This is a genomic window from Streptomyces chiangmaiensis (assembly GCF_036281785.1).
Classification (GTDB): Bacteria; Actinomycetota; Actinomycetes; order Streptomycetales; family Streptomycetaceae; genus Streptomyces; species Streptomyces chiangmaiensis.
The window spans coordinates 17,119-36,725 of sequence record NZ_JAYWVC010000020.1; the positions used below are offsets into that span (position 1 = coordinate 17,119).

A 19,607-nucleotide genomic window follows, 5' to 3' on the forward strand; every position below is an offset into this window, starting at 1 on the left:
GCAGGGCGACCGATCCGCCCGTGGCAGGCGGAGGGTCCGCCTCATCATGCCTTTGTGGGCCGCGGAAGCCAACGCGCGTCCCACACGCCCCGGATGTCCCTCATGAGGCGGTCAAGGGCGACTCCTCCACGGTCGCGAGCTGTGCCTTTCCGGTCCCGTCCGGGCGCGCCCGCTCGAGTCGCAGCGACGCCGAACGGCCGTGCAGCGTCAGCGTCATGAGCTGGTTGCCGAACCACGGGCCGCCCGCGCGGCGCCAGTCGAGCGAGGGGCGCGCCCCCCGGCCGTGCCGGGCGACACTGCGGCCCAAGGCGCGCCCGAGGCCGCTCCAGCCGAAGCGGAAGCCGAGCTTCATGGACAGCGGCACGGAGTTGTGGACGGGGGAGCAGGTCAGCTGGAGGACCCGGGCGTCGGGCCCCGCACCCGGCCACTCGGGCTCCGCGATGTACGCGTGATGCACATCGCCCGACAGCACGTACACGCTCGCCGGTGCGCCCGGCCCCGTGCCCGCCTCGGCGACGAGGGCGGCCAGCGACTCGAACGACTCCGGGAACGCCGCCCAGTGCTCCAGGTCGGCGGTCCGGCGCAGGCGTTCGCCGAAGCGGGCCCAGCGGGCACCGCGCTCGCCTCGGCACAGGGCGGCGCTCCACGCCTCGGCGTCGTGCACGAGGTGGGGGAGCAACCAGGGCAATGAGGTACCGATCAGGAGGTGGTCGTAGGTGTCCCGGGCGCCGAGCACCCGCTCGCGCAGCCAGCGCGCCTCCGCGGGGTCCAGCATCGCCCGGCCGCTCTCGTCGAGGACCCGGGCCGCCCGGGTGTCCACCATCACCACCCGTGTCCGGCCGAAGTCACGGTGGTAGCTCCAGCGGACCGTGTCGGGGTGGGCGTCGGCCTGGGCGGCGTAGGCGTGCAGGACGTCCGTGCCGTCGGGCGTCTCGCGGACGGCCGCGTAGAGCGGGTCGGCGGCCAGTTCCGCGGGGGACAGATTGCCCAGGTGCTGGTGGACCCAGTACGCCATCAGCCCGCTCAGCAGCCGTTCGCGCCACCACGCGGTCGCGCGCATGTCGGCCACCCAGGACGCACTCGTGTTCCAGTCGTCGATGATGTCGTGGTCGTCGAAGATCATGCAGCTGGGCACGGTCGAGAGCAGCCAGCGGATCTCCGGGTCCAGCCAGGACTCGTGGTAGAGCCAGGTGTACTCCTCGTAGTCCGCCACCTGGCCGCCCGGGGGGTCGGTGAGGCCGCGACGCGCGGCTATCCGGTCGCGCACCGCAATGGACGTCTCGTCCGCGTACACCTGGTCGCCCAACAGCAGCAGGACGTCGGGCCGTTCGGCGCCCGGATCGGCGGCGAGCCGTGCCGCCAGCGTGTCGAGCGCGTCGGGACCCACCGGGTCCCGACGCCCCTGGGGCGGTGCTGCCAGACGACAGGAGCCGAACGTGACGCGGACCACCGCGGGGTCGGACGTGCGGATGACGGAGGGCGGGTAGGGCGACTCGGGCTGCGGCCATACGGGCGTGCCGTCCAGCAGCACCTCGTACGTCTCCGTCGTGCCCGGCACCAGTCCGGTGACCGGCACGATCGCGTAGTGGTGCCCGGCGATCTGGAAGGTACGGGCCCTGCCGTGGGCCCCCGACGGGCAGCGCACCTCCGCGGTGCACGGACGGCTCGCCTCGACCCAGACGGTCGCCGACGAGCCGTCCACGTACCGCAGCAGCGGTCCCAGACACAGTTTCACCACGATGATCCTCTCCTCCGTCGCCCCGTACGGTACGGAACGACGGAGGCGAGCGGGGAGGGGCCTGGCGTCAGCAGCCCGAGAGGTAGCTCTGGAGCGCGCTCTTCTCGGCGGAGTCGACGGAGAGGTTGTAGTAGTACTTCACCTGCACCCAGGCGCGGACGTAGGTGCAGCGGTAGGCCGTACGGGACGGCATCCACGTGGCCGGGTCCTGGTCGCCCTTGGCCTGGTTGACGTTGTCGGTCACGGCGAGCAGCTGCGGACGGGTGATGTCGTTGGCGAAGGCCTGGCGCCGGGACGTCGTCCACTTGCTCGCGCCGGAGTCCCAGGCCTCGGCGAGCGGGACCAGGTGGTCGATGTCGACGTCGGAGGCGGCGTGCCAGGTCGCGCCGTCGTACGGGGAGTACCAGCTGCCGCTGGTGGCGGCGCAGGAGGAGTCGGTGACGACGTTCGAGCCGTCGCGCTTGAGGATGTACTCGCGGGTGTTGCAGGCGCCGCTGATGGTGATCCACGTCGGGAACAGGTCGCGGTTGTACCCGGTGCGGTTCTCGGTCGCCACGGTGAGCGAGGCGAGGTAGCTGCGGGCGGTGGCGCCGCTGACGGGTGTGGGGAGTGCGGCGGAGGCGGTCGGACCGTTGAAGAGTCCGACGGAGGCTATGAGTCCGGTAAGAGCCGCGACTATGCCGAGGTGTCGACGCGCGTAGATCTTGAGCATGCGAACTCCCTTGTGGGGTAGGAGCGTTGAGGTGCAGGCGAGGGAATGCTCGTGGGGGGTTGTTGCCGGAGGGTGTGCGTTCGGTGAGAAGTTAATGACGCGCACATGACATAACAAGCCGTGTGACATGACTTACGCCCCGGGAGAGGGCCTCAGGCCGTCGCGTACGATGGAAGGCGCAGAAGGGGAGTAGCTCTTCGCCGGACCGTCGACATACTGCTCAGCCCGCCTGAGCCGGCGCCCGGAGGCGGATCCTGATTTCGGGATCGGCCGGCGAGACCTTCGGCATGCAGTGCACGTCCGTGCCCTACGGCATGGGTGATCCGTGTGCTGCCGTGCCGAGGTGTTGCAGCAGCCACAGCACTCTCGGTGGGGCAGCCCCGACCGATTGAGGAATCTTGATCAGCATCACCGTCCTGGCGCTCGTCTTCGGTGTCGTCTTCCTGGCCGAACTGCCGGACAAGACGGCCCTCGCCGGGCTCGTCCTCGGCACCCGCTACCGCGCCTCGTACGTGTTCACCGGTGTCGCCGCCGCCTTCTTGCTGCATGTTGTGCTGGCGGTGGCGGCAGGCAGCCTGCTGACCCTGCTGCCCCCGCAGATCGTGCACGGGATCACCGGTGTGCTCTTCCTCGGCGGCGCTGCCGTGCTGCTGCTGAAGAAGGGCGACGACGACGAGGAGATCCGCCGGCCCGAGAACCAGAGCTTCTGGAAGGTGTCGACGGCGGGCTTCATGCTCATCCTGATCGCCGAGTTCGGCGATCTCACCCAGATCATGACGGCGAACCTCGCGGCCCGTTACGACGACCCGCTGTCGGTGGGCCTGGGTGCGGTCCTCGCCCTGTGGGCGGTGGCGGGTCTCGGCATCGTGGGCGGCAAGGCGCTCATGAAGAAGGTGCCGCTGAAGCTGATCACGAAGATCGCGGCGCTGCTGATGCTGGTCCTCGGGGCGTGGAGCCTGTACGAGGTCGTGGCGGCCTGATGGGCCGCGACGCGCCGTGCGGCAGCGCGGCGGGGGCGGGATACCTGTCCGAGCGGCGGCCATGAGGGCCGCCGACGGGGGCGGCGGGCTGCCGTGGGGCCCGGCCGTCCATGTACCGGCCGTCCGGTGACGTCCCGATGTCCGGCAGATGTCCTCCCGGTGTCCGTCCCGGACATGGCGTCTTCGGTGCAGGTCGGGCGCGGTGGCAGGACCGGGAGCCGTTTTGTATCGTGAAGGAACAAAGTGGCTCCGTCCGCTCCCCCTGACCGGCGGGCGGGGCCGCCTTGGCCCTGGAGGTCGCCTGCCGGCCCCTTCCCCCGCGCACTGGAGTCATGCCGATGACGGCCACGACCGTTCTCACCGCCCGTGCCTTTCTGCTCGACATGGACGGCACCCTCGTCAACTCGGATGCCGTCGTGGAGCGCTGCTGGCGGCGCTGGTCCGAACGGCACGGGCTGGACGCCGACGAGGTGCTGAAGGTCGTGCACGGCCGCCAGGGCCACGCCTCGATGGCCGTTCTGCTGCCGGACCGTCCCATGGAGCAGAACCTCGCCGACAACGCCCGTATGCTCGCCGAGGAGACCGCCGACATGGATGGCGTGGTCGAGGTTCCCGGCGCTGCCGCGTTCCTCGCCTCCCTCCAGGGGCTCCCGCACGCCCTGGTGACCTCGGCGGACGTGGCGCTGTCCACCGCGCGCATGGGCGCAGCGGGCCTGAAGCTGCCCGACGTGCGGATCACCGCCGAGTGCGTGGGTGCGAGCAAGCCGGACCCCGAGGGCTTCCTGAAGGGCGCGGCCGAACTGGGTGTCGCCCCCGAGGACTGCCTCGTCTTCGAGGACTCCGGTGCGGGCATCGCCGCGGGGCGCGCCGCCGGGATGCGGGTGGTCGGAGTCGGCTCCCGGGCCGGTGTGCACCGTCCCGACGTGCTGGTCCCGGACCTCACACGAGTGCGTGTGGCGGCGACGGCGGACGGCCGGATCCGGCTGCACCTCGGCTGACCGGGCGGTTCCCCGCCGGATGCGTCAGGGCTCGATCGTCTCCGACTCCAGCTTCGCCCTGCTGGCCGGCCCGTACTCCCCGTGCTCGTCCTGGGTGATGTCGCGCGTGACCTGATAGGTGCGCACGGCGTTCTCCACCTGGTTGCCGTACCTGCCGCTCGCCGGGCCGAAGTACAGATGGAGCTGGTGCAGCCGGAGCTGCAGCTCGGTGACCTCCGGGCCCCTGTCGCCGTGCCGCAGGACCTGGGAGCGGTCCTGGTCCCAGTCGCCCCCGGAGCTCGGGGACGGAGAGCCGGCGGGCAGTGCGGTCGTCGCCGGCCGACTCGGTGTGGCCGAGGCGGTGGGGCTCGGCGAGGTGCTCGGCGTGGCCGAGGGCCACGCGCTGGCGGTCGGCGACGGGGTCGCGCTCGCCGAGGGCGCCGGCACGGACAGCGTGGACGCCGATGCGGACGCGGCGTCCGGCGACAGCTCCTTCGGCACGCTCGCCCGTATGTCCTCGGGCAGCGCACCGTCCCGTTCCGGCGAGTCGTAGGAGAAGAGCCCGCTGGCCAGCCCGGCGGTCGCCACGACCGTTGCGACGGCAACGGCGGCCGCCAGTACCACGGTGCGCCGCCGGCGCCGGGACGGTTCGGCGCCCGGCAGGGGGGCGAGGGGCCCCTCGGCGCCGTCGGGCACGGCGCCGAGCTGCATGGTCTCGTCCGGCGGACGGGTCCCGTCGGATCCGGAATCGTCGTGCGTCGCGGCCGCGAGCCGCGCGGTCTCGTCCGGGGCCGCGGACGCCACAGGCACCCCGGCGGCGTCCGGAACGACGGCGTCCGGCCCATCGGCGCCCTCCGGTCCCGCGGTGGGCCGCTCAGTCCCCTCCGATACGGCCGCGAGCCGCACGGTCTCGTCCGGGGCCGCCTGAGCCTCGGTCGTGGTGACCCCCAGGTCCACATACGGCCGGATCCGCAGCGGATCGAAGTCCTCCGCCGCTGCCGCCTCCGCTGTACGGACGTCCCGGAGCGCATCGGACGCCCGTCGGGTGCACGCGCACGACGGCGTGCCGTCCGGCCGCCTCGGTGCCCCGCACTCCGGGCAGGCTTGTCCGTTCGTTCCGTTCACGCGTGAGTCCCCTCCCGACGAATTCCAGAAATTATGCAGATCTCCCTCACGCAATCTCCCGGGAGCCCCCGGAATCCCCGCATCCCATGGGGACTCAGCAGGCCATAACGGGTCACACCAACCAGGATGAGAGTGCACGATGGACGGGAACCCGGGCCCGCGCGGACCACGCCCCAGGGCCCAGGGTCCACCGAGGTCGTACGACCGTCCCCGGGAGACCTTCATGACCGACGACACTCAGGGCCGGGCGGGAGAGGCAGCAGAGGCCGAGACGGACCTCACCATCGACGGCGGTCCGCTCTCCGGACGGCGCACGGCCGTCGACGAGAGCATGGGCGGGAGCGTCCTCGTCTCCATCGGAGCGCTGCTGCTGGGCATGCTGCTTGCGGCGCTCGACCAGACGATCGTGTCGACCGCGCTGCCCACCATCGTCAGCGACCTCGGCGGTCTGGAGCACCTGTCCTGGGTGGTCACGGCCTATCTGCTCGCCTCGACCGCGGCGACGCCCCTGTGGGGCAAGCTCGGCGACCAGTACGGGCGCAAGAAGCTGTTCCAGGCCGCGATCGTGATCTTCCTCATCGGGTCGGCGCTGTGCGGGATGGCCCAGAACATGCTCGAGCTCATCGCCTTCCGTGCGGTCCAGGGGCTCGGCGGCGGCGGGCTCATCGTGCTGTCGATGGCGATCGTCGGCGACATAGTCCCACCCCGCGAGCGGGGCCGTTACCAGGGACTCTTCGGTGCCGTCTTCGGCACCACCAGCGTGCTCGGGCCGCTTCTCGGCGGCCTGTTCACCCAGCATCTGAGCTGGCGCTGGGTCTTCTACGTCAACCTGCCCGTGGGCATCGTCGCCCTCGTCGTCATCGCCACCGTCCTGCGTATCCCGAGGAAGGCCGAACGGCACGTCATCGACTACCTCGGCACCTTCCTCGTCGCCTCCGTCGCCACCTGCCTGGTCCTGGTCGCCTCCCTGGGCGGTACCACCTGGGGCTGGGGCTCGGCGCAGACCGTCGGCCTGGCGGTCCTCGGCTTCGTCCTGCTCGTGGCCTTCGTCCTCGTCGAACGCCGGGCGGCCGAACCCGTCCTGCCGCTCAAGCTCTTTCGCGTCCGCACCTTCACGCTCTCGGCGGTCATCAGCTTCATCATCGGCTTCGCGATGTTCGGCGCGATGACGTACCTGCCGACGTTCCTGCAGATCGTCCACGGCATCACACCGACCCTGTCCGGTGTGCACATGCTGCCGATGGTGGCCGGCATGCTGCTGTCGTCCACCGGCTCCGGCCAGATCGTCAGCCGGACCGGCCGCTGGAAGGTGTTCCCGCTCGCGGGCACCGGCGTCACCACGATCGGCCTGCTCCTGCTGCACCAGCTCGACGAGCGCAGCAGCATCGCCGAGATGAGCGGCTACTTCTTCGTCTTCGGTCTGGGCCTCGGCCTGGTCATGCAGGTTCTGGTGCTGATCGTGCAGAACGCCGTCCCCTACCGGGACCTCGGCGTCGCCACCTCGGGCGCCACCTTCTTCCGCTCCATCGGCGCCTCGTTCGGTGTGGCCATCTTCGGCACGATCTTCGCGAGCCGGCTCGGCAGCGGTCTCGGCGAGGCGCTCGCCGGGCGGCCGCTCCCGGCCGGTGTCACCCCGGACGGACTCATGGCCGATCCGCGTGGCATCGCGACCCTCCCGGCCGCCGTACGGCCCCCCGTCCTGCACGCCTTCGCCGTCTCGATCACCGACGTCTTCGTGTACGCCGCACCGGTCGCCCTCCTCGGCTTCGTCCTCGCGTGGTTCCTGCGCGAGGACAAGCTGCGCGGCTCGGTGACGGCGCCGGACGGGACGGAGACGCTGGCGAGCAACCCGGTCGAGCGCTCCTCGTACGACGAGGTGTGCCGCGCGCTGTCCCTGCTCGGCTCCCGCGAGGGGCGGCGGAGTGTCTACGACAAGATCACCAGGCGGGCCGGGTACGACCTGCTGCCCGGGGCGAGCTGGCTGCTGCTGCGGATCAAGAAATACGGCTGGGCCGAGCCGGGGGTGCTCGCCGAACGCAGCACTGTCCCGCTGAACGTCATCCTCGCCTCCGCGCGGCAGCTGGAGGAGCGGCGCCTGGCCCGGCGCGAGGGGTTGGACCTCATGCTCACCGAGGGGGGCCGTGAGGTCGCCGAGCGTCTGGCCTTGGCCCGCGAGGAGTCGCTGGCCGAACTGCTCGGCGACTGGTGGGGCCCGGACCGCCCGACCGACCTGGTCAGGCTGGTGCGGGAACTGAACGCGGAGCTGTGCGGCTCGGACGCGGAACGCCCGGACGAACGGTCGCCGACGCGGCTGGCCCGGCCCTTCTAGGACAGCACTTTCGCGAACCAGTGCTCCGCGTAGGCCTGGTCGTTGTGCGGTGGGGTCTCGGTGTACCCGAGCCGGGCGTACAGGGCGCGGGCCTCCACCAGGTCGTGGCGGGTGTCGAGGACGATCCGCCGCGCGCCGAGCGTGCGGGCCGCGTCTTCGGCGGCGGCCACGAGGCGCGGGGCGCCGCCCCGGCCGCGCATCTCCTTGTGGACGAAGACCCGCTTGAGCTCGGCGGTGCCGGCGTTCAGCAGCCGTACGCCCGCGGTCCCCACCGGTTCGCCCTCGTACCTGGCCACCAGGAGCGTCCCGCCCGGCGGAGCCAGATGTCCGCCGGTGTCGGCGGCGATCTCGCGCTCCAGCTCGTCCGGGTCCGTCGCGCGCCCCTCGTACAGCTGGTACCAGCGATCGCTGACTTCGGTGTAGTACGCGCGCCACAATGCGGCGGCCACGGGCGAGTCATGGCGTTCGGGGGCGATGGTCCAGGTCATGCCGGCCATTGTGGGGAGCGGCCGGGCAGGGGCCGCAACCGAATATGCGCTCCGCGGTCCGGTCGGTGACCGGGCAGGGACGGATCGCGGCTCGGCCCGGGACCGGAAGGGCCCCGCCAGGTGCGGCGCTCAGTCCGCCTTCGGGGATCCGGCCCGGCGCTCGCGCCACTGCCGGACGATCTCCTCGATGTCGTACGGCTTGAGGCCCAGCGGCGGTCCCGGCGGAGGCTTGAACATCATGTCGCGGATCTTCACGTTCAGCTCCTCGACCATCCGGCGCACCACTCGCTCGGACGGCGCCACCGCGGCCGCGGCCAGTGTGTCCTCCGCCTCCTTGCGCAGGGCCAGCGTCGGCGGCAGGACCGCGAGTCCCTCACGGGCCATCTTCCGCTTGATCCACCACAGTTCGTCGTAGACCGTCTCGGTGACGGCGGGCGCCGGTTCACCCGCGCCGGGAAGGTCCGCGAACTCCCCGCGTGCCTGGGCGTCGCGAATCTGTTTGTCGACAAAGGACTCGAAGCTGACGCCGGGGGGCTTGCGCTCGGTCATGGGTTCATTGTGCCGGACGTCACCCTGCGGGGCGATCGGGCGAATTATCATTCCGCAGCGGTAGGCCAACCGGGCTCGCCCACGGAACACCTGACCGCCGCACTCAGGAGGAGCGCACGTGCTCGAACTCACCATGGCCTCGGTCTCCAGGGAGGACGCCGGGGCGACTGCCGGCATGCTGATGGCCGACGCGCCCAGCGACCCGGGCGCCGTGCTGCGGGTGGGCCGGGACAAGTCCGTGTGCCGGCTGGCGACCCCCGACGACTGGCTGTTCATCTCGCGGGTGCACCTGGAGTTCCTGTGCGGACCGGACGGCGTCTGGCAGGTCACCTGGCTGCGCGGCTCGCACACCGAGCCCTCCTCCGAGGTGCTGCTGACCCTGCCCGGTCTCCCGGCCCAGGCCCTGCCCTACGGCGGCACCGCCAGGCTCCCGCACGGCGGCTCCGGGGAACTGGTCATTCAGGACCGCACGGCTCCCCGCAGCGTCAACGTGGGCTTCTACCACGAGGTCTGAGAGGCGCCCGCGGCGTCAGCCCGCCACCCGTGCCAGCGCGAACCCGTCGTGCCCCTTGCTGCACACCGTCTGCACCGCCGTCCCGCTCAACTTCGGGTGCGAGGCGATCAGTTCCAGGGCGGCCCGGGTGCCGCGTACGCCCGGGTCGTCGCTGCCCGCGTCGGTGACCCGGCCGACCCGCACCACGTTGTCGAGGACGATCAGGCTGCCGGGACGCGTGAGTTTGAGGGCCCACTCGACGTAGTGCAGATTGTCGACCTTGTCCGCGTCGATGAAGACCAGGTCGAACGGCTCGGTGCGCTCCTCGGCCAGCTTCGGCAGCGACTCCAGCGCGGGGCCGACGCGCACCTCGGTGATCCCGTCCAGGCCCGCCCGGGCGAGGTTGCGGCGGGCGACCTCCGCGTGCTTGGCCTCGTACTCCAGGGTGATCAGCCGGCCGTCCCCGGGTAGCGCGCGGGCCAGCCAGATCGTGCTGTAGCCGCCGAGCGTGCCGATCTCCAGGATGCGGCGCGCGCCCTGGATCTGGGCGAGGAGCTGGAGCAGCTTGCCCAGGTTGGGCGCGACGTGGAAGGGCGGCAGTCCGGCCGCCTTGCTGTCCCGCAGCGCCGCGGTGAGCACCTCGTCGGGGGAGGAGAGAAGGGCGGTGAAATACGCGTCGAAGTCGTCCCAGAGCTGTTTGTCTGTGGTCATGTGCATGCCTTTCCCGTATCTAGTTAGGTGTCCTAACTAGTCTCCCTGATGAATATAACGGGGTGGGGGGTCATGTCACTGGATATCAGCCAATGGGGCAGGATGTCAGCCGATCGGAGGAGAGGTGTGCGCCGGCGGGCCCCGTGCCGCCTCCGTCGTGCCGTATAGCCGGCGGGCGTGTCGAACTCCAGCCGGCTGCCGAAGCAGGCGCGCCTCTTGGCCGGCGCGTCCTCGGCGATGAACGGGGATGCGCTCGCGTACTCGCCGCCGGTCGAGAAGCCCCGCACCGGGCGGGTGGCGAGCAGCAGGACCGGCGCGTCGACGCCGATCGCCGTGTGCGACGGGATCAGGCGGGCGTAAGCAGGTACGACCGACGGGCCGCGGGTGGCTCCCGCTCCGCGCCGTCCTGATTGTGATCCTTCTCGCGCAGCGGGGGTGGAACCGGGTCGACCCAGCACTATCGTCGTCCGGACAAAGGGCGGGCGGACCTCAGGTGAAGAGGGGGTTGCCTGCGTCTCACCGTGGGGGGGCTGCGAACCTCATAGGGTCGGACAGGGGTCAACACACGGGACGCACGGGACGAACGGGGCGGGAGGGCCGACGGGGCGTGGCGAACGTGGAGCACGGCGGGCAGATGAGCGGTGCCTTCGGGGCGGGGGGCCCACAGCAGGCGAAGGCACGGTTGAGGGCGGCCCGCGTCGGGCTCTGGATGGTCGTCGCCGTCCTGGCGGCGCGCCAGGTCGCCGTCGTCCTCAGCACGCCCCGGGGCGAGCGGCTGACGGACCTCGAGACCTGGGTCGGTCCCGCCGGGGTCCTGCATGTGAACGGGTCGCTGTACGACTCGACGCGGTTCACCGGCACACCGTTCGCGGGACTCGTCCTCAAGCCGCTTACCAGGGCGGCCCAACAGGCCCTCGGCTGGGGCTGGACCTTCGGCACTCTGCTGCTCGTCGTCGCGCTCGGCCTGATCGCCGCCCGGGCCCTGCCCAAGCCGGTGACGCGGCGCAGTGCGCTGCTGGCGGCGCCGGTCGCGATCAGTCTGCTGATGCTGTCGCTGCCGGTGCGCAACACCCTCTACCTCGGTCAGACCAGCATCATCCCGGTGCTGCTCGTCCTGCTCGGCTGCTTCGCCGTGCGCGGGGAGCGGACCGGCGGACTGCTGATCGGCCTGGGCGCCGCGCTTCAGCCGACCGTGCTGCTGTTCGCGCCCCTGCTGTGGTTCACCGGCCGTCGCCGTGCCGCGGCCTCCGCGGCCGGCACGTTCGCCGTGTGCACGGCGCTCGCCTGGGCGGCGATGGCACACGACTCGTACACCTATTGGGTGCACCACCTGGCCGGCACCGGGCTCGGCGGCAAGGCCGACGACCACGCCAACCAGTCCCTGCACGGCGCCCTGCTCAGGCTGGGCCTGTCCGGACCGCTGGAGATCGGACTGTTGTTCGTGCTGGGTGCCGCCGTCGCGGTCCTCGGGCTGCACCGCGCGATCCGGTACGCGCACGACGGACAACTGCTGCTCGCCGTAGCGGTCACCGGGTGCGTCGCCGTCGCCGTGTCGCCGACGAGCTGGCAGCACCAGCTGCTGTGGGTGCTGCTCGCGGTGGTCGGCCGGGTCGGCAGGAGGGCCTCGGACCGGTATGTGTGGCCGGTCGCCGTCGTCCTGCTGATGACGCTGCCCGCGAAGATGATGCTGCCGAACGTGGAGGCGCTCGAGCCGCTCCGCGACAATCTGGTGCTCCTGGCCGCCCTGGCCGCCGCCATCTGTGTGCCCTTCCTGTCCCGCACCTCCCCCTACTACCGGGCCCCGATTCCCACCGAGTACGCGCGGCTCGTGCCCACCCGGTGGAAGCGCGTCCCGCTCCTGCCGTTCCTGCGTCGGGTCCTCACCCGTCCGAACCTGCTGCTCGAACTGCTGCTGATCCGGGTCACCTATGCCGCCTACGCCCGGGTCAGGCTCGCGGCGTCCGGCGACAGCAGCACGGCGGGCCGGGTCACCGCCGAGCGGCACGGCGACCAGATCCTCGCGGTCGAACGCTTTCTGCACATCGACATCGAGCGCTGGGCCAACCACGCCGTCGTCGGGGTGGGCCGGCTGCGGGGCTTCTTCGACTTCTACTACGAGTCCTTCCACTTCGTGTTCCCGCTGGCCGTCCTGGGCGTGCTCTACTGGCGCAGCCCGGTCGACTACCGCTGGGCGCGCTCGGTGATCGGCTTCACCACCTTCGTGGCGCTGATCGGCTTCTGGCTCTACCCGCTGGCTCCACCGCGCCTGATGCCGCACCTCGGGATCATCGACACCGTGCACGGCGTGCAGGACTTCTCCAAACCGGACTACGGCACGTTCACCGCGCTGACCAACCAGTACGCGGCGATGCCCTCGCTGCACTTCGGCTGGTCCCTGTGGTGCGGTCTCACCATCGCGATCCTGGCGCCCAAGTGGTGGATGAAGGTGCTCGGCCTGCTCCACCCCCTTTTCACGGTCTCGGCGATCGTGGCGACCGGGAACCACTGGGTGCTGGACGCGGTCGGCGGCGCCGCCGTCGTCGGTGTCGGCTTCGGGCTCGCCCATCTGCTCCAGGGGCCGCGGGCCCGGATGGCCGTGGCCGAGGTCAGCAGTGCCCCGGCGCCGGTGACGGTCCGTACTCCGAGCTGATCCGGTACGTGCCCGGCGCGGTGACCGTGAGCCGCGTGAATTCACCTTCCCGGCTGAGGCAGCCGGCGTCGGCGTGCAGCCACGGCGAGTGGGCGACCCGCACCGTCACCGAGCCGGGGCGCGGAATCCGTATGTCCACTTCGGCGCTGGTCGTCCGCACGACGGTGCCGGGCGCGGAGACGAGCGGGACCGCGTTGCGCACCCGGTACACCCGCCAGTGCGCGTCCTGCCATACCGGCTCGAGCCAGTCCGGACGCTGGGCGCGCACCAATCGGGCCTCCTGTTCGGCGTATCCGTCCGGCTTGCCCAGCGGCAGCACGACGAGGCCGACCGCCCAGTGGTCCAGCCAGCGGCGGTAGGTCGCCGCCGAGAAAGTGCCGTCGTAGAAGAGACGGCCCCGCTCCATGTCGAGCTGGCGGTTCCAGCCGCGGGCCAGGTTCATGTGCGGGGCGAGCGCGGTCGCCTCCCGGTGGTTGCGTGCCGGGACGACCTCGACGCGGGTGCGGTCGGCGCCGAGCCCCCGTAACGCACGGAGCACACCCCCGGTGTCCGCGGCCCAGGCCGGCACCGTGGTGGAGACCCGAAGATCGTCGACGGTCTTGCGGCCCACCCAGACGACGCAGAAGACGAGTGCGACGATCAGCAGGTTGCGGCGCAGCACGCGCATCCGGGGCTCGGTGAGCAGCGCCGCGAGCAGCGTCGCCGGCGCGAACAGCTCCGCGAAACGCTCGATGTTCGTGCCGACGGGCGAGGGGATCAGATACGCGAGGACGGTCCCGGCCGCGTACACCACCCCGCTCCACCGCGCGACCCGCCAGCCGCGCGGGGCCAGGACGGTGACGGCCAGTCCGAGCACCACGGGTTGCCAGATGCGGTCGGCCGACATCAACTGCTCGCCGGTGAAAGGGAACAGCAGAGTGGTGGCGGCGACCACCGCGAACGGCGGCACCAGCAGGACGAAGGCCCTCCGCCAGTCCCGTACGGACAGGAAACCGGCCCCCACCACGGCCAGGAACAGCCCGGCGACCGGGCTCGCCATGGTCGCGAGTGTCGTGTACGCCGCCGCCGGCACCGGCCGCCGCTCCCTCCCCACCAGCAGCACACAGCCCGCGAGACCGAACGCCACGCCCAGCGCGAAGGTCGTGCGCCCCGACGCCACGTTGCACCACAGTGCCAGCGACGCGAGCAGCGCGGGGCCGAGCGGCCGCGTGACCCCGGCGCGCACGATCAGCACGGCGGCCAGCCAGGCGGCGGCGACACCGGAGACGACCGTGACCGTGCGCACGCCGAGCACGGCCATCAGATACGGGGAGATCAGGCTGTAGTTGGCGGTGTGCATACCGCCGTACCAGAAGAGGCTGTACGCCGACCCGCCGTCACGGGCGGCGAACCGGGCCCATGCCTCCTGGGCCGCGAGATCACCGCCGCCGGTGGCCAGGAACAGCCACCACCCGGCGTACAGCGGCAGCGTGGGGAGCGTGGCGAGGAGCGGAACGCGATGGCGGTCCCGGAACGCCTGGAGAGGACGGTTCCGTGAAGCGGCCGGGTCCTCCGGCCGGGCGAGGGTGAGGTCGGCAGGGACCACAGGTGCGCGCTTCCGTTCGATGTCTGCGGCGGTGTGGGACGACTGTGCCCCCTGGTAGACGTGAAACGGAAGAAGGACGTTCGCCTGACTTCGGAACGTGTGCCCCGGAGGGTCGCGGGGGAGGCAGGGGCGGGGCGTGGGGGGAATGCCCCTGCCTCCCTCGAGACGGGCCGGCGGCGCCGGGAGGCCGACGGCCCGCGTTCGTCATCCCGCGCTGACCTGGAGTTCCTTCACGCCGTTGATCCAGGCCGAGCGCAGCCGACGCGGCTCGTCGACCAGCCGGAGGTTCGGCATGGCGTCGGCGATCGCGTTGAAGATGAGGTCGATCTCCAGCACCGCCAGGGACTTGCCGAGGCAGTAGTGCGGGCCCCCGCCGCCGAAGCCGAGGTGCGGATTGGGGTCGCGGGTGACGTCGAAGACCTCCGGGTGCTCGAAGATCTCGGGGTCGTGGTTCGCGGACGAGTAGAACAGGCCCACCCGCTCGCCCTTCCTGATCTGCTTGCCGCCGAGCTCGGTGTCCTGGGTGGCCGTGCGCTGGAAGGCGACCACCGGCGTCGCCCAGCGGACGATCTCCTCCGCGGCCGTGGAAGGGCGCTGTCGCTTGTAGAGGTCCCACTGGCCGGGATGGGTGAGGAAGGCGTGCATGCCGTGCGTGATGGCGTTGCGCGTCGTCTCGTTGCCGGCGACGGACAGCATCAGCACGAAGAACCCGAACTCGTCGTAGGACAGGTTACCCTCGTCCTCGGCGGCCACCAGCGCGGTGACGATGTCCTTGGCCGGGCACTGCTTGCGGTCGGCGGCCATGTTCATGGCGTAGGCGATGATCTCGGTGGCGGCCTCGGCACCGACCTCCTCGGTGATGGCGTACTCCGGGTCGTCGTACGCGATCATCTTGTTGGACCAGTCGAAGATCTTGGCGCGGTCGCCCTGCGGGACACCGATCAGCTCGGCGATGGCCTGGAGGGGCAGTTCACAGGCGATCTCGGTGACGAAGTCGAACGGGCCACGCCGTTCGAGGGCGCCGTGGACGATGGCGTGCGCGCGGGCGCGCAGCCGGTCCTCCAGCGCGCGGATGGCGCGCGGGGTGAACCCGCGCTGGACGATCTGACGGACCCGGGTGTGCTCGGGCGGGTCCATGTTGAGCATGATGAGCCGCTGGGCGTCGATCGCGTCGCGCTCGATGTGCTCGTTGAATCGGATGATCGCGGTGTTGAGCAACGAGGAGAAGATCTCCGGATGTGTGGAGACGTACTTGACGTCCGTGTGCCGGGTGACGGCCCAGTAGCCCTCGTCCTGGAAGCCGGCCACGTTGCCCGGCTGGGGTATCCAGCGCACCGGCTCGGCCCGGCGCAGTGCGGCGAACTCCGGGAGAGGCACGCGGTGGTGCAGCACATCGGGGTCGGTGAAGTCGAACCCGTCGGGCAGCGCGGGACAGGGCATGGCGACCCCCAGCATTCTGACGGTCCATCAGGATTTGTCGTGAAGGTAGTAACGGGTTCTACAAGTCGCAAGGGGTGTGGCAAGCACAATTGCGTGCGGGATTCGTGCAGATCACGACTTCGGGGGCTGCAAGACCCTTGCCACTGTGGCCCCGCTGTCAGCAGACTGCAAGCAGAACTAGAACGCGTACTAGTTCTGCGTGGCGGGTGGGCCGGGACGCCCGCGCCGCGCGGGTGACCGAGGAGAGGACGAGCCCCCCATGGCCGCGGAACCCGTGATCGTCGAAGCCGTACGCACCCCCATCGGCAAGCGCGGCGGCGCGCTCGCCAATCTGCACCCCGCCTACCTCCTGGGCGAGACCTACCGTGAACTCCTCGGCCGCACCGGCATCCATGCCGACTGTGTCGAGCAGATCGTCGGCGGCACGGTGACGCATGCCGGCGAGCAGTCGATGAACCCCGCGCGCACGGCTTGGCTGACGATGGGCCTGCCGTACGAGACCGCCGCCACGACCGTGGACTGCCAGTGCGGCTCCTCGCAGCAGGCCTCGCACATGGTGGCCAACATGGTCGCGGCGGGCGTCATCGACGTCGGGATCAGCTGCGGCGTGGAGGCCATGTCGCGGGTGCCGCTCGGCTCCGGCTCCAAGCACGGTCCCGGCAAGCCCTTCCCGGACGAGTGGAACGTGGACCTGCCGAACCAGTTCGAGGCGGCGGAGCGTATCGCCCGGCACCGGGGGCTGACCCGCGAGAACGTCGACGCGCTCGGGCTCATCTCCCAGGAGCGGGCCGCGATCGCCTGGTCGGAGGAGCGGTTCAAGCGCGAGACGTTCGCCGTGCAGGTGCCGACCACCGAGGACGAGCAGCGGGCCGGTCAGGGCATGTGGCGGCTGGTCGACCGGGACGAGGGCCTGCGCGACACCTCGATGGAGGCGCTGGCCGGGCTCAAGTCGATCATGCCGACGGCGGTGCACACGGCCGGCAACTCGTCGCAGATCTCCGACGGCGCGGCGGCGATCATGTGGGTGTCGAAGCGGATGGCGCGGGCCCTGAAGCTGCGGCCGAGGGCACGCATCGTCGCCCAGGCGCTGGTGGGTTCGGACCCGCACTTCCACCTCGACGGCCCGATCGATGCCACGAAGGCCGTGCTGGGAAAGGCCGGGATGTCCCTGAAGGACATCGACCTGGTCGAGATCAACGAGGCGTTCGCGTCGGTGGTGCTGAGCTGGGCGCAGGTCTTCGAGCAGGACCTGGAGAAGGTGAACGTCAACGGCGGGGCGATCGCGCTGGGGCATCCGGTGGGTGCGACGGGCGCGCGGCTGATCACCACGGCGCTGCACGAACTGGAGCGCACCGGCAAGGAGTTCGCGCTCATCACCATGTGCGCGGGTGGCGGGCTGGCCACCGGGACGATCATTCAGCGGTTGTAGACGCCCAGGAGACGAACGCCGCGTAGGCGGCGGGTGCGAGGGTCAGCACCGGTCCGGCGGGGGTCTTGGAGTCGCGTACGGCTACGGTGGCGCCAGGGAGTTCGGCGATCTCGACGCACTCGCCGCCCTGGTCGCCGCTGTGGCTGGACTTACGCCACTGGATCCCCGTCGGCTTCGCGTTGATCTCCATAGCGTTCCTCCATCACGCGCTGGATCAGCTCCGCCGAGTCCCTGAGTGAGAGTGCGGCGGCTTGCAGATGATCGTAACGGAGTGAGCAGTCCTTGACGGTGTCCGGATTCGCGGATGGGTGCCCGCTGCCGTAGCCCTCTGTGTAGACGACGGTCGGATCGCTCACGAAGCGGAAGATACTGAACGAGCCTTGTAGGCCCGCGTGTGCCCCGACTGAGAACGGCAGGATCTGGACATTGATCCGGGGGTTGCCTTCGAAGGACAACAGATGGACCAGTTGTTCGCGCATCGTCGCCGAGCCGCCGACCTCTTGGTGTAATGCGGCCTCACTGAGCACCATCCAAAGGATCGGCGGCTCGGTCTTCTCGAGGATGCGCTGTCGGGCCAGCCGCACTTCGGTGCGATCATCGAGGTCCGTCCGGTCGAGTGCCCCAAGCACCGTGCGCGCATAGGCCTTGGTCTGGAGGAGGCCGTGGATCGTGAACGCCTGGAAGGTGGAGATCTCGACGGCCCGCGCTTCCAACTCCGCCACGTGTTGGAACCACGCCGGAAGCTGACTGCGCATCACCAGCGTGACGAGCCGCGACAGTAGCCCACCGGTGCCCAGCGCCGCGTCCACCCGCTCGCTGAACTCCGGTGTGGGCAGCTTCCGTGCCGTCTCGATCTGCCCGACCAGCGAACCCGTGTAGTTGACGATGTCTCCGAGCTGCTTCTGCGTCAGTCCCGCGGCCTCTCGATGGCGGCGCAGCTCGAACCCGTAGTAGTCGAGTGGTGAGGCGCCCGGGTCGAGGGCGTTGATGTGGGTCATGATCGGCCCCCTCTCGCGCAACCCGGCCCACTGAGGGGCTGGTTGTATCCGATCCATAGCCGAGCGTAGTCGTGCCAGGTGAGCCTTGTACGGTGAACGACTACATTCCCTCGCCCCTCCTGGGTCCCCGCCCGAATCAGTACCGCATGCGTCTCACCGTCGCCGAGCACTCGGCGCGGCACGTCCGCCGCATCGTCCGCTCGTTCCTGCACGAGTGGGAGATGGCGGACCTGGTCGACGTCGTGGAGCTGGCCGTGACCGAGCTGGTCGCCAACGTCGTACGCCACGTCCCGGACCGGCACTGCACGCTGCTGGTCCTGCGGCAGGCCGCGGGGGTCCGGGTGGAGGTGGCCGACGGGTTCTCCCGGCTTCCCCCGATGCCGCAGGCGTGGCCCCCGGATGCGGAAGGTGGACGCGGGTTGCTGCTCCTGGACGCTGTGGTCGACAAGTGGGGTGTGGAGCCCGGACCTTCGGTGGGCAAGACCGTGTGGTTCGAGTGCCTGGTCGCCTGACGCGGAAGACTCCGTGGAGCTGACGGACGGGCGCGGATACGCCGAAGGCGGCGGTCCCGGTCGGGGGACCACCGCCTTCGCAGCAGCGTGAGCTCGGCCGGCTCAGTACCAGTGGTGGGTGGACCAGAAGTTCCACGCGGCGACAGGGCTGCCGTAGCGGGAGTTCATGTAGTCCAGGCCCCACTTGATCTGGGTGGCCGGGTTGGTCTTCCAGTCGGAGCCCGCGGAGGCCATCTTGGAGCCGGGCAGCGCCTGGACCAGGCCGTAGGCGCCGGACGAGGCGTTGGTGGCGTGCATGTTCCAGCCGCTCTCGTGGGTGACGATCTTGTTGAACGCTTCGTACTGCGCGGCGTCAGGAATCATCTGGTGCGCGATCGCCCTGGCGTTGGAGGCCGAGTCGGTGGCCGCGTGAGCGGGCACCGAGGTGAGCAGCATGCCGGACGCGGCGGCGGCGACGGCGGCAGTGGCGAAGGCCTTCTTGGGGGAAGCGACGCGGCGGATGAAAGAGACGGACACAGAGAACCTTTTCGTTCGGGGACAAGGGGTCGCAGGCATGCCGTGACCACGCGGGATGCGGTGGGGGCGTGCATCGGCGCCGCGGCCCGTGTGGGCTCGTCGGCGCCCGGCGACGTCATCCAGAGAAGCAGGCCGGGGGAATGTCCGCAATGACCCTTTTTACTAGTTGTGGTCGCATCCGTTGCCCGCGACCCCTGTGTGACCTGGCTCTCAATCCCCAGGTCAGGGGTTGAATTGCCGCGTACATGCTTATCTGCTCGCCTACGGCCCCGGGTCGTAGGTGACCTCGCTCACGTGGGGCTCGTCACGGTTTGCGTCACCGATGGTCGAGGGAGCGACACGGAGCGAAGGCGAAGGGTGTGACCTGCGCCGCAG

At 70.6% G+C, this 19,607-nt stretch carries 19 protein-coding genes; 8 read left to right on the forward strand and 11 right to left on the reverse strand.

What is annotated here, in order from left to right:
- Positions 1 to 100 precede the first annotated feature (100 nt).
- Positions 101 to 1,738: a DUF7800 domain-containing protein gene (locus VXC91_RS09330; RefSeq protein WP_329506530.1), complete on the reverse strand. Its 1,638-nt coding sequence runs from the start codon at positions 1,736 to 1,738 to the stop codon at positions 101 to 103.
- A gap of 67 nt (positions 1,739 to 1,805) precedes the next feature.
- Positions 1,806 to 2,450, reverse strand: a complete 645-nt coding sequence (locus VXC91_RS09335) for an HNH endonuclease family protein (protein ID WP_329506532.1) — start codon at positions 2,448 to 2,450, stop codon at positions 1,806 to 1,808.
- Between the two features lie 398 nt (positions 2,451 to 2,848).
- On the opposite strand from VXC91_RS09335, the gene VXC91_RS09340 reads away from it, so the two are divergent.
- Positions 2,849 to 3,430, forward strand: coding sequence for a TMEM165/GDT1 family protein (locus VXC91_RS09340; RefSeq protein WP_329506533.1), 582 nt, complete (start codon positions 2,849 to 2,851; stop codon positions 3,428 to 3,430).
- A 332-nt stretch (positions 3,431 to 3,762) separates the two neighbouring features.
- Complete coding sequence (locus VXC91_RS09345; RefSeq protein ID WP_329506535.1) at positions 3,763 to 4,428, forward strand: HAD-IA family hydrolase; 666 nt, start codon at positions 3,763 to 3,765, stop codon at positions 4,426 to 4,428.
- A gap of 24 nt (positions 4,429 to 4,452) precedes the next feature.
- On the opposite strand, the gene VXC91_RS09350 is transcribed toward VXC91_RS09345, so the two are convergent.
- On the reverse strand, positions 4,453 to 5,532 hold the full coding sequence (locus tag VXC91_RS09350; RefSeq protein ID WP_329506537.1) for a peptidoglycan-binding domain-containing protein: 1,080 nt from the start codon (positions 5,530 to 5,532) through the stop codon (positions 4,453 to 4,455).
- Positions 5,533 to 5,863: 331 nt separating this feature from the next.
- Here VXC91_RS09350 and VXC91_RS09355 point away from each other — a divergent pair, with 331 nt between their 5' ends.
- The gene (locus VXC91_RS09355; RefSeq protein WP_329506605.1) at positions 5,864 to 7,861 is read left to right on the forward strand and encodes an MFS transporter; all 1,998 of its coding nucleotides are present in this window, start codon (positions 5,864 to 5,866) and stop codon (positions 7,859 to 7,861) included.
- On the opposite strand, the gene VXC91_RS09360 is transcribed toward VXC91_RS09355, so the two are convergent.
- Together VXC91_RS09360 and VXC91_RS09365 are read right to left on the reverse strand one after the other, a co-directional pair.
- Positions 7,858 to 8,358 (reverse strand): GNAT family N-acetyltransferase, encoded by a 501-nt coding sequence (locus VXC91_RS09360; protein WP_329506538.1) that lies wholly within the window; start codon positions 8,356 to 8,358, stop codon positions 7,858 to 7,860. The genes VXC91_RS09355 and VXC91_RS09360 overlap by 4 nt on opposite strands.
- 120 nt (positions 8,359 to 8,478) lie before the next feature.
- Positions 8,479 to 8,898 (reverse strand): DnaJ family domain-containing protein, encoded by a 420-nt coding sequence (locus VXC91_RS09365; RefSeq protein ID WP_329506539.1) that lies wholly within the window; start codon positions 8,896 to 8,898, stop codon positions 8,479 to 8,481.
- A 118-nt stretch (positions 8,899 to 9,016) separates the two neighbouring features.
- Here VXC91_RS09365 and VXC91_RS09370 point away from each other — a divergent pair, with 118 nt between their 5' ends.
- Positions 9,017 to 9,412 carry an FHA domain-containing protein gene (locus VXC91_RS09370; RefSeq protein ID WP_329506540.1) on the forward strand — a complete coding sequence of 132 codons (396 nt, stop codon included), beginning with the start codon at positions 9,017 to 9,019 and terminating at the stop codon, positions 9,410 to 9,412.
- 15 nt (positions 9,413 to 9,427) lie between these two features.
- Here the strand turns inward: VXC91_RS09370 and VXC91_RS09375 are convergent, their stop codons facing one another.
- Positions 9,428 to 10,102 carry an O-methyltransferase gene (locus VXC91_RS09375; RefSeq protein ID WP_329506541.1) on the reverse strand — a complete coding sequence of 225 codons (675 nt, stop codon included), beginning with the start codon at positions 10,100 to 10,102 and terminating at the stop codon, positions 9,428 to 9,430.
- Positions 10,103 to 10,279: 177 nt separating this feature from the next.
- Between VXC91_RS09375 and VXC91_RS46955 the strand changes: the two genes are divergently transcribed.
- Together VXC91_RS46955 and VXC91_RS09385 are read left to right on the forward strand one after the other, a co-directional pair.
- Positions 10,280 to 10,462, forward strand: a complete 183-nt coding sequence (locus VXC91_RS46955) for a hypothetical protein (protein WP_408057356.1) — start codon at positions 10,280 to 10,282, stop codon at positions 10,460 to 10,462.
- 247 nt (positions 10,463 to 10,709) lie between these two features.
- Positions 10,710 to 12,752: a bifunctional glycosyltransferase 87/phosphatase PAP2 family protein gene (locus VXC91_RS09385; protein ID WP_329506542.1), complete on the forward strand. Its 2,043-nt coding sequence runs from the start codon at positions 10,710 to 10,712 to the stop codon at positions 12,750 to 12,752.
- Here VXC91_RS09385 and VXC91_RS09390 read toward each other — a convergent pair.
- Positions 12,709 to 14,337 (reverse strand): hypothetical protein, encoded by a 1,629-nt coding sequence (locus VXC91_RS09390; protein WP_329506544.1) that lies wholly within the window; start codon positions 14,335 to 14,337, stop codon positions 12,709 to 12,711. The two genes, VXC91_RS09385 and VXC91_RS09390, sit on opposite strands and share 44 nt — an antisense overlap.
- A 204-nt stretch (positions 14,338 to 14,541) precedes the next feature.
- Positions 14,542 to 15,777: a cytochrome P450 gene (locus VXC91_RS09395; protein WP_329506607.1), complete on the reverse strand. Its 1,236-nt coding sequence runs from the start codon at positions 15,775 to 15,777 to the stop codon at positions 14,542 to 14,544.
- A 259-nt stretch (positions 15,778 to 16,036) separates the two neighbouring features.
- On the opposite strand from VXC91_RS09395, the gene VXC91_RS09400 reads away from it, so the two are divergent.
- The gene (locus tag VXC91_RS09400) at positions 16,037 to 17,206 is read left to right on the forward strand and encodes a steroid 3-ketoacyl-CoA thiolase (protein ID WP_329506546.1); all 1,170 of its coding nucleotides are present in this window, start codon (positions 16,037 to 16,039) and stop codon (positions 17,204 to 17,206) included.
- Here VXC91_RS09400 and VXC91_RS09405 read toward each other — a convergent pair.
- Both VXC91_RS09405 and VXC91_RS09410 read right to left on the reverse strand, forming a co-directional pair.
- Positions 17,190 to 17,396, reverse strand: coding sequence for a DUF397 domain-containing protein (locus VXC91_RS09405; protein WP_329506547.1), 207 nt, complete (start codon positions 17,394 to 17,396; stop codon positions 17,190 to 17,192). The genes VXC91_RS09400 and VXC91_RS09405 overlap by 17 nt on opposite strands.
- The gene (locus VXC91_RS09410) at positions 17,356 to 18,204 is read right to left on the reverse strand and encodes a helix-turn-helix domain-containing protein (protein WP_329506549.1); all 849 of its coding nucleotides are present in this window, start codon (positions 18,202 to 18,204) and stop codon (positions 17,356 to 17,358) included. Before VXC91_RS09410 ends, VXC91_RS09405 begins: the two co-directional genes overlap by 41 nt.
- 92 nt (positions 18,205 to 18,296) lie before the next feature.
- Here VXC91_RS09410 and VXC91_RS09415 point away from each other — a divergent pair, with 92 nt between their 5' ends.
- Entirely contained in the window at positions 18,297 to 18,716 is a 420-nt protein-coding gene (locus VXC91_RS09415; RefSeq protein WP_329506551.1) for an ATP-binding protein, read from the forward strand.
- Positions 18,717 to 18,818: 102 nt separating this feature from the next.
- On the opposite strand, the gene VXC91_RS09420 is transcribed toward VXC91_RS09415, so the two are convergent.
- Positions 18,819 to 19,232, reverse strand: coding sequence for an aggregation-promoting factor C-terminal-like domain-containing protein (locus tag VXC91_RS09420; protein WP_329506553.1), 414 nt, complete (start codon positions 19,230 to 19,232; stop codon positions 18,819 to 18,821).
- Positions 19,233 to 19,607 lie beyond the last annotated feature (375 nt).

Bases quoted from the DNA above. Each gene is read 5' to 3' on its own strand.
- VXC91_RS09365 (WP_329506539.1), bottom strand. From the start codon at position 8,898: ATGACCGAGCGCAAGCCCCCCGGCGTCAGCTTCGAGTCCTTTGTCGAC.
- VXC91_RS09355 (WP_329506605.1), top strand. From the start codon at position 5,864: ATGGGCGGGAGCGTCCTCGTCTCCATCGGAGCGCTGCTGCTGGGCATG.
- VXC91_RS09375 (WP_329506541.1), bottom strand. From the start codon at position 10,102: ATGACCACAGACAAACAGCTCTGGGACGACTTCGACGCGTATTTCACC.
- VXC91_RS09360 (WP_329506538.1), bottom strand. From the start codon at position 8,358: ATGGCCGGCATGACCTGGACCATCGCCCCCGAACGCCATGACTCGCCC.
- VXC91_RS09410 (WP_329506549.1), bottom strand. From the start codon at position 18,204: ATGACCCACATCAACGCCCTCGACCCGGGCGCCTCACCACTCGACTAC.
- VXC91_RS09335 (WP_329506532.1), bottom strand. From the start codon at position 2,450: ATGCTCAAGATCTACGCGCGTCGACACCTCGGCATAGTCGCGGCTCTT.
- VXC91_RS09400 (WP_329506546.1), top strand. From the start codon at position 16,037: ATGGCCGCGGAACCCGTGATCGTCGAAGCCGTACGCACCCCCATCGGC.
- VXC91_RS09395 (WP_329506607.1), bottom strand. From the start codon at position 15,777: ATGCCCTGTCCCGCGCTGCCCGACGGGTTCGACTTCACCGACCCCGAT.
- VXC91_RS09345 (WP_329506535.1), top strand. From the start codon at position 3,763: ATGCCGATGACGGCCACGACCGTTCTCACCGCCCGTGCCTTTCTGCTC.
- VXC91_RS09405 (WP_329506547.1), bottom strand. From the start codon at position 17,396: ATGGAGATCAACGCGAAGCCGACGGGGATCCAGTGGCGTAAGTCCAGC.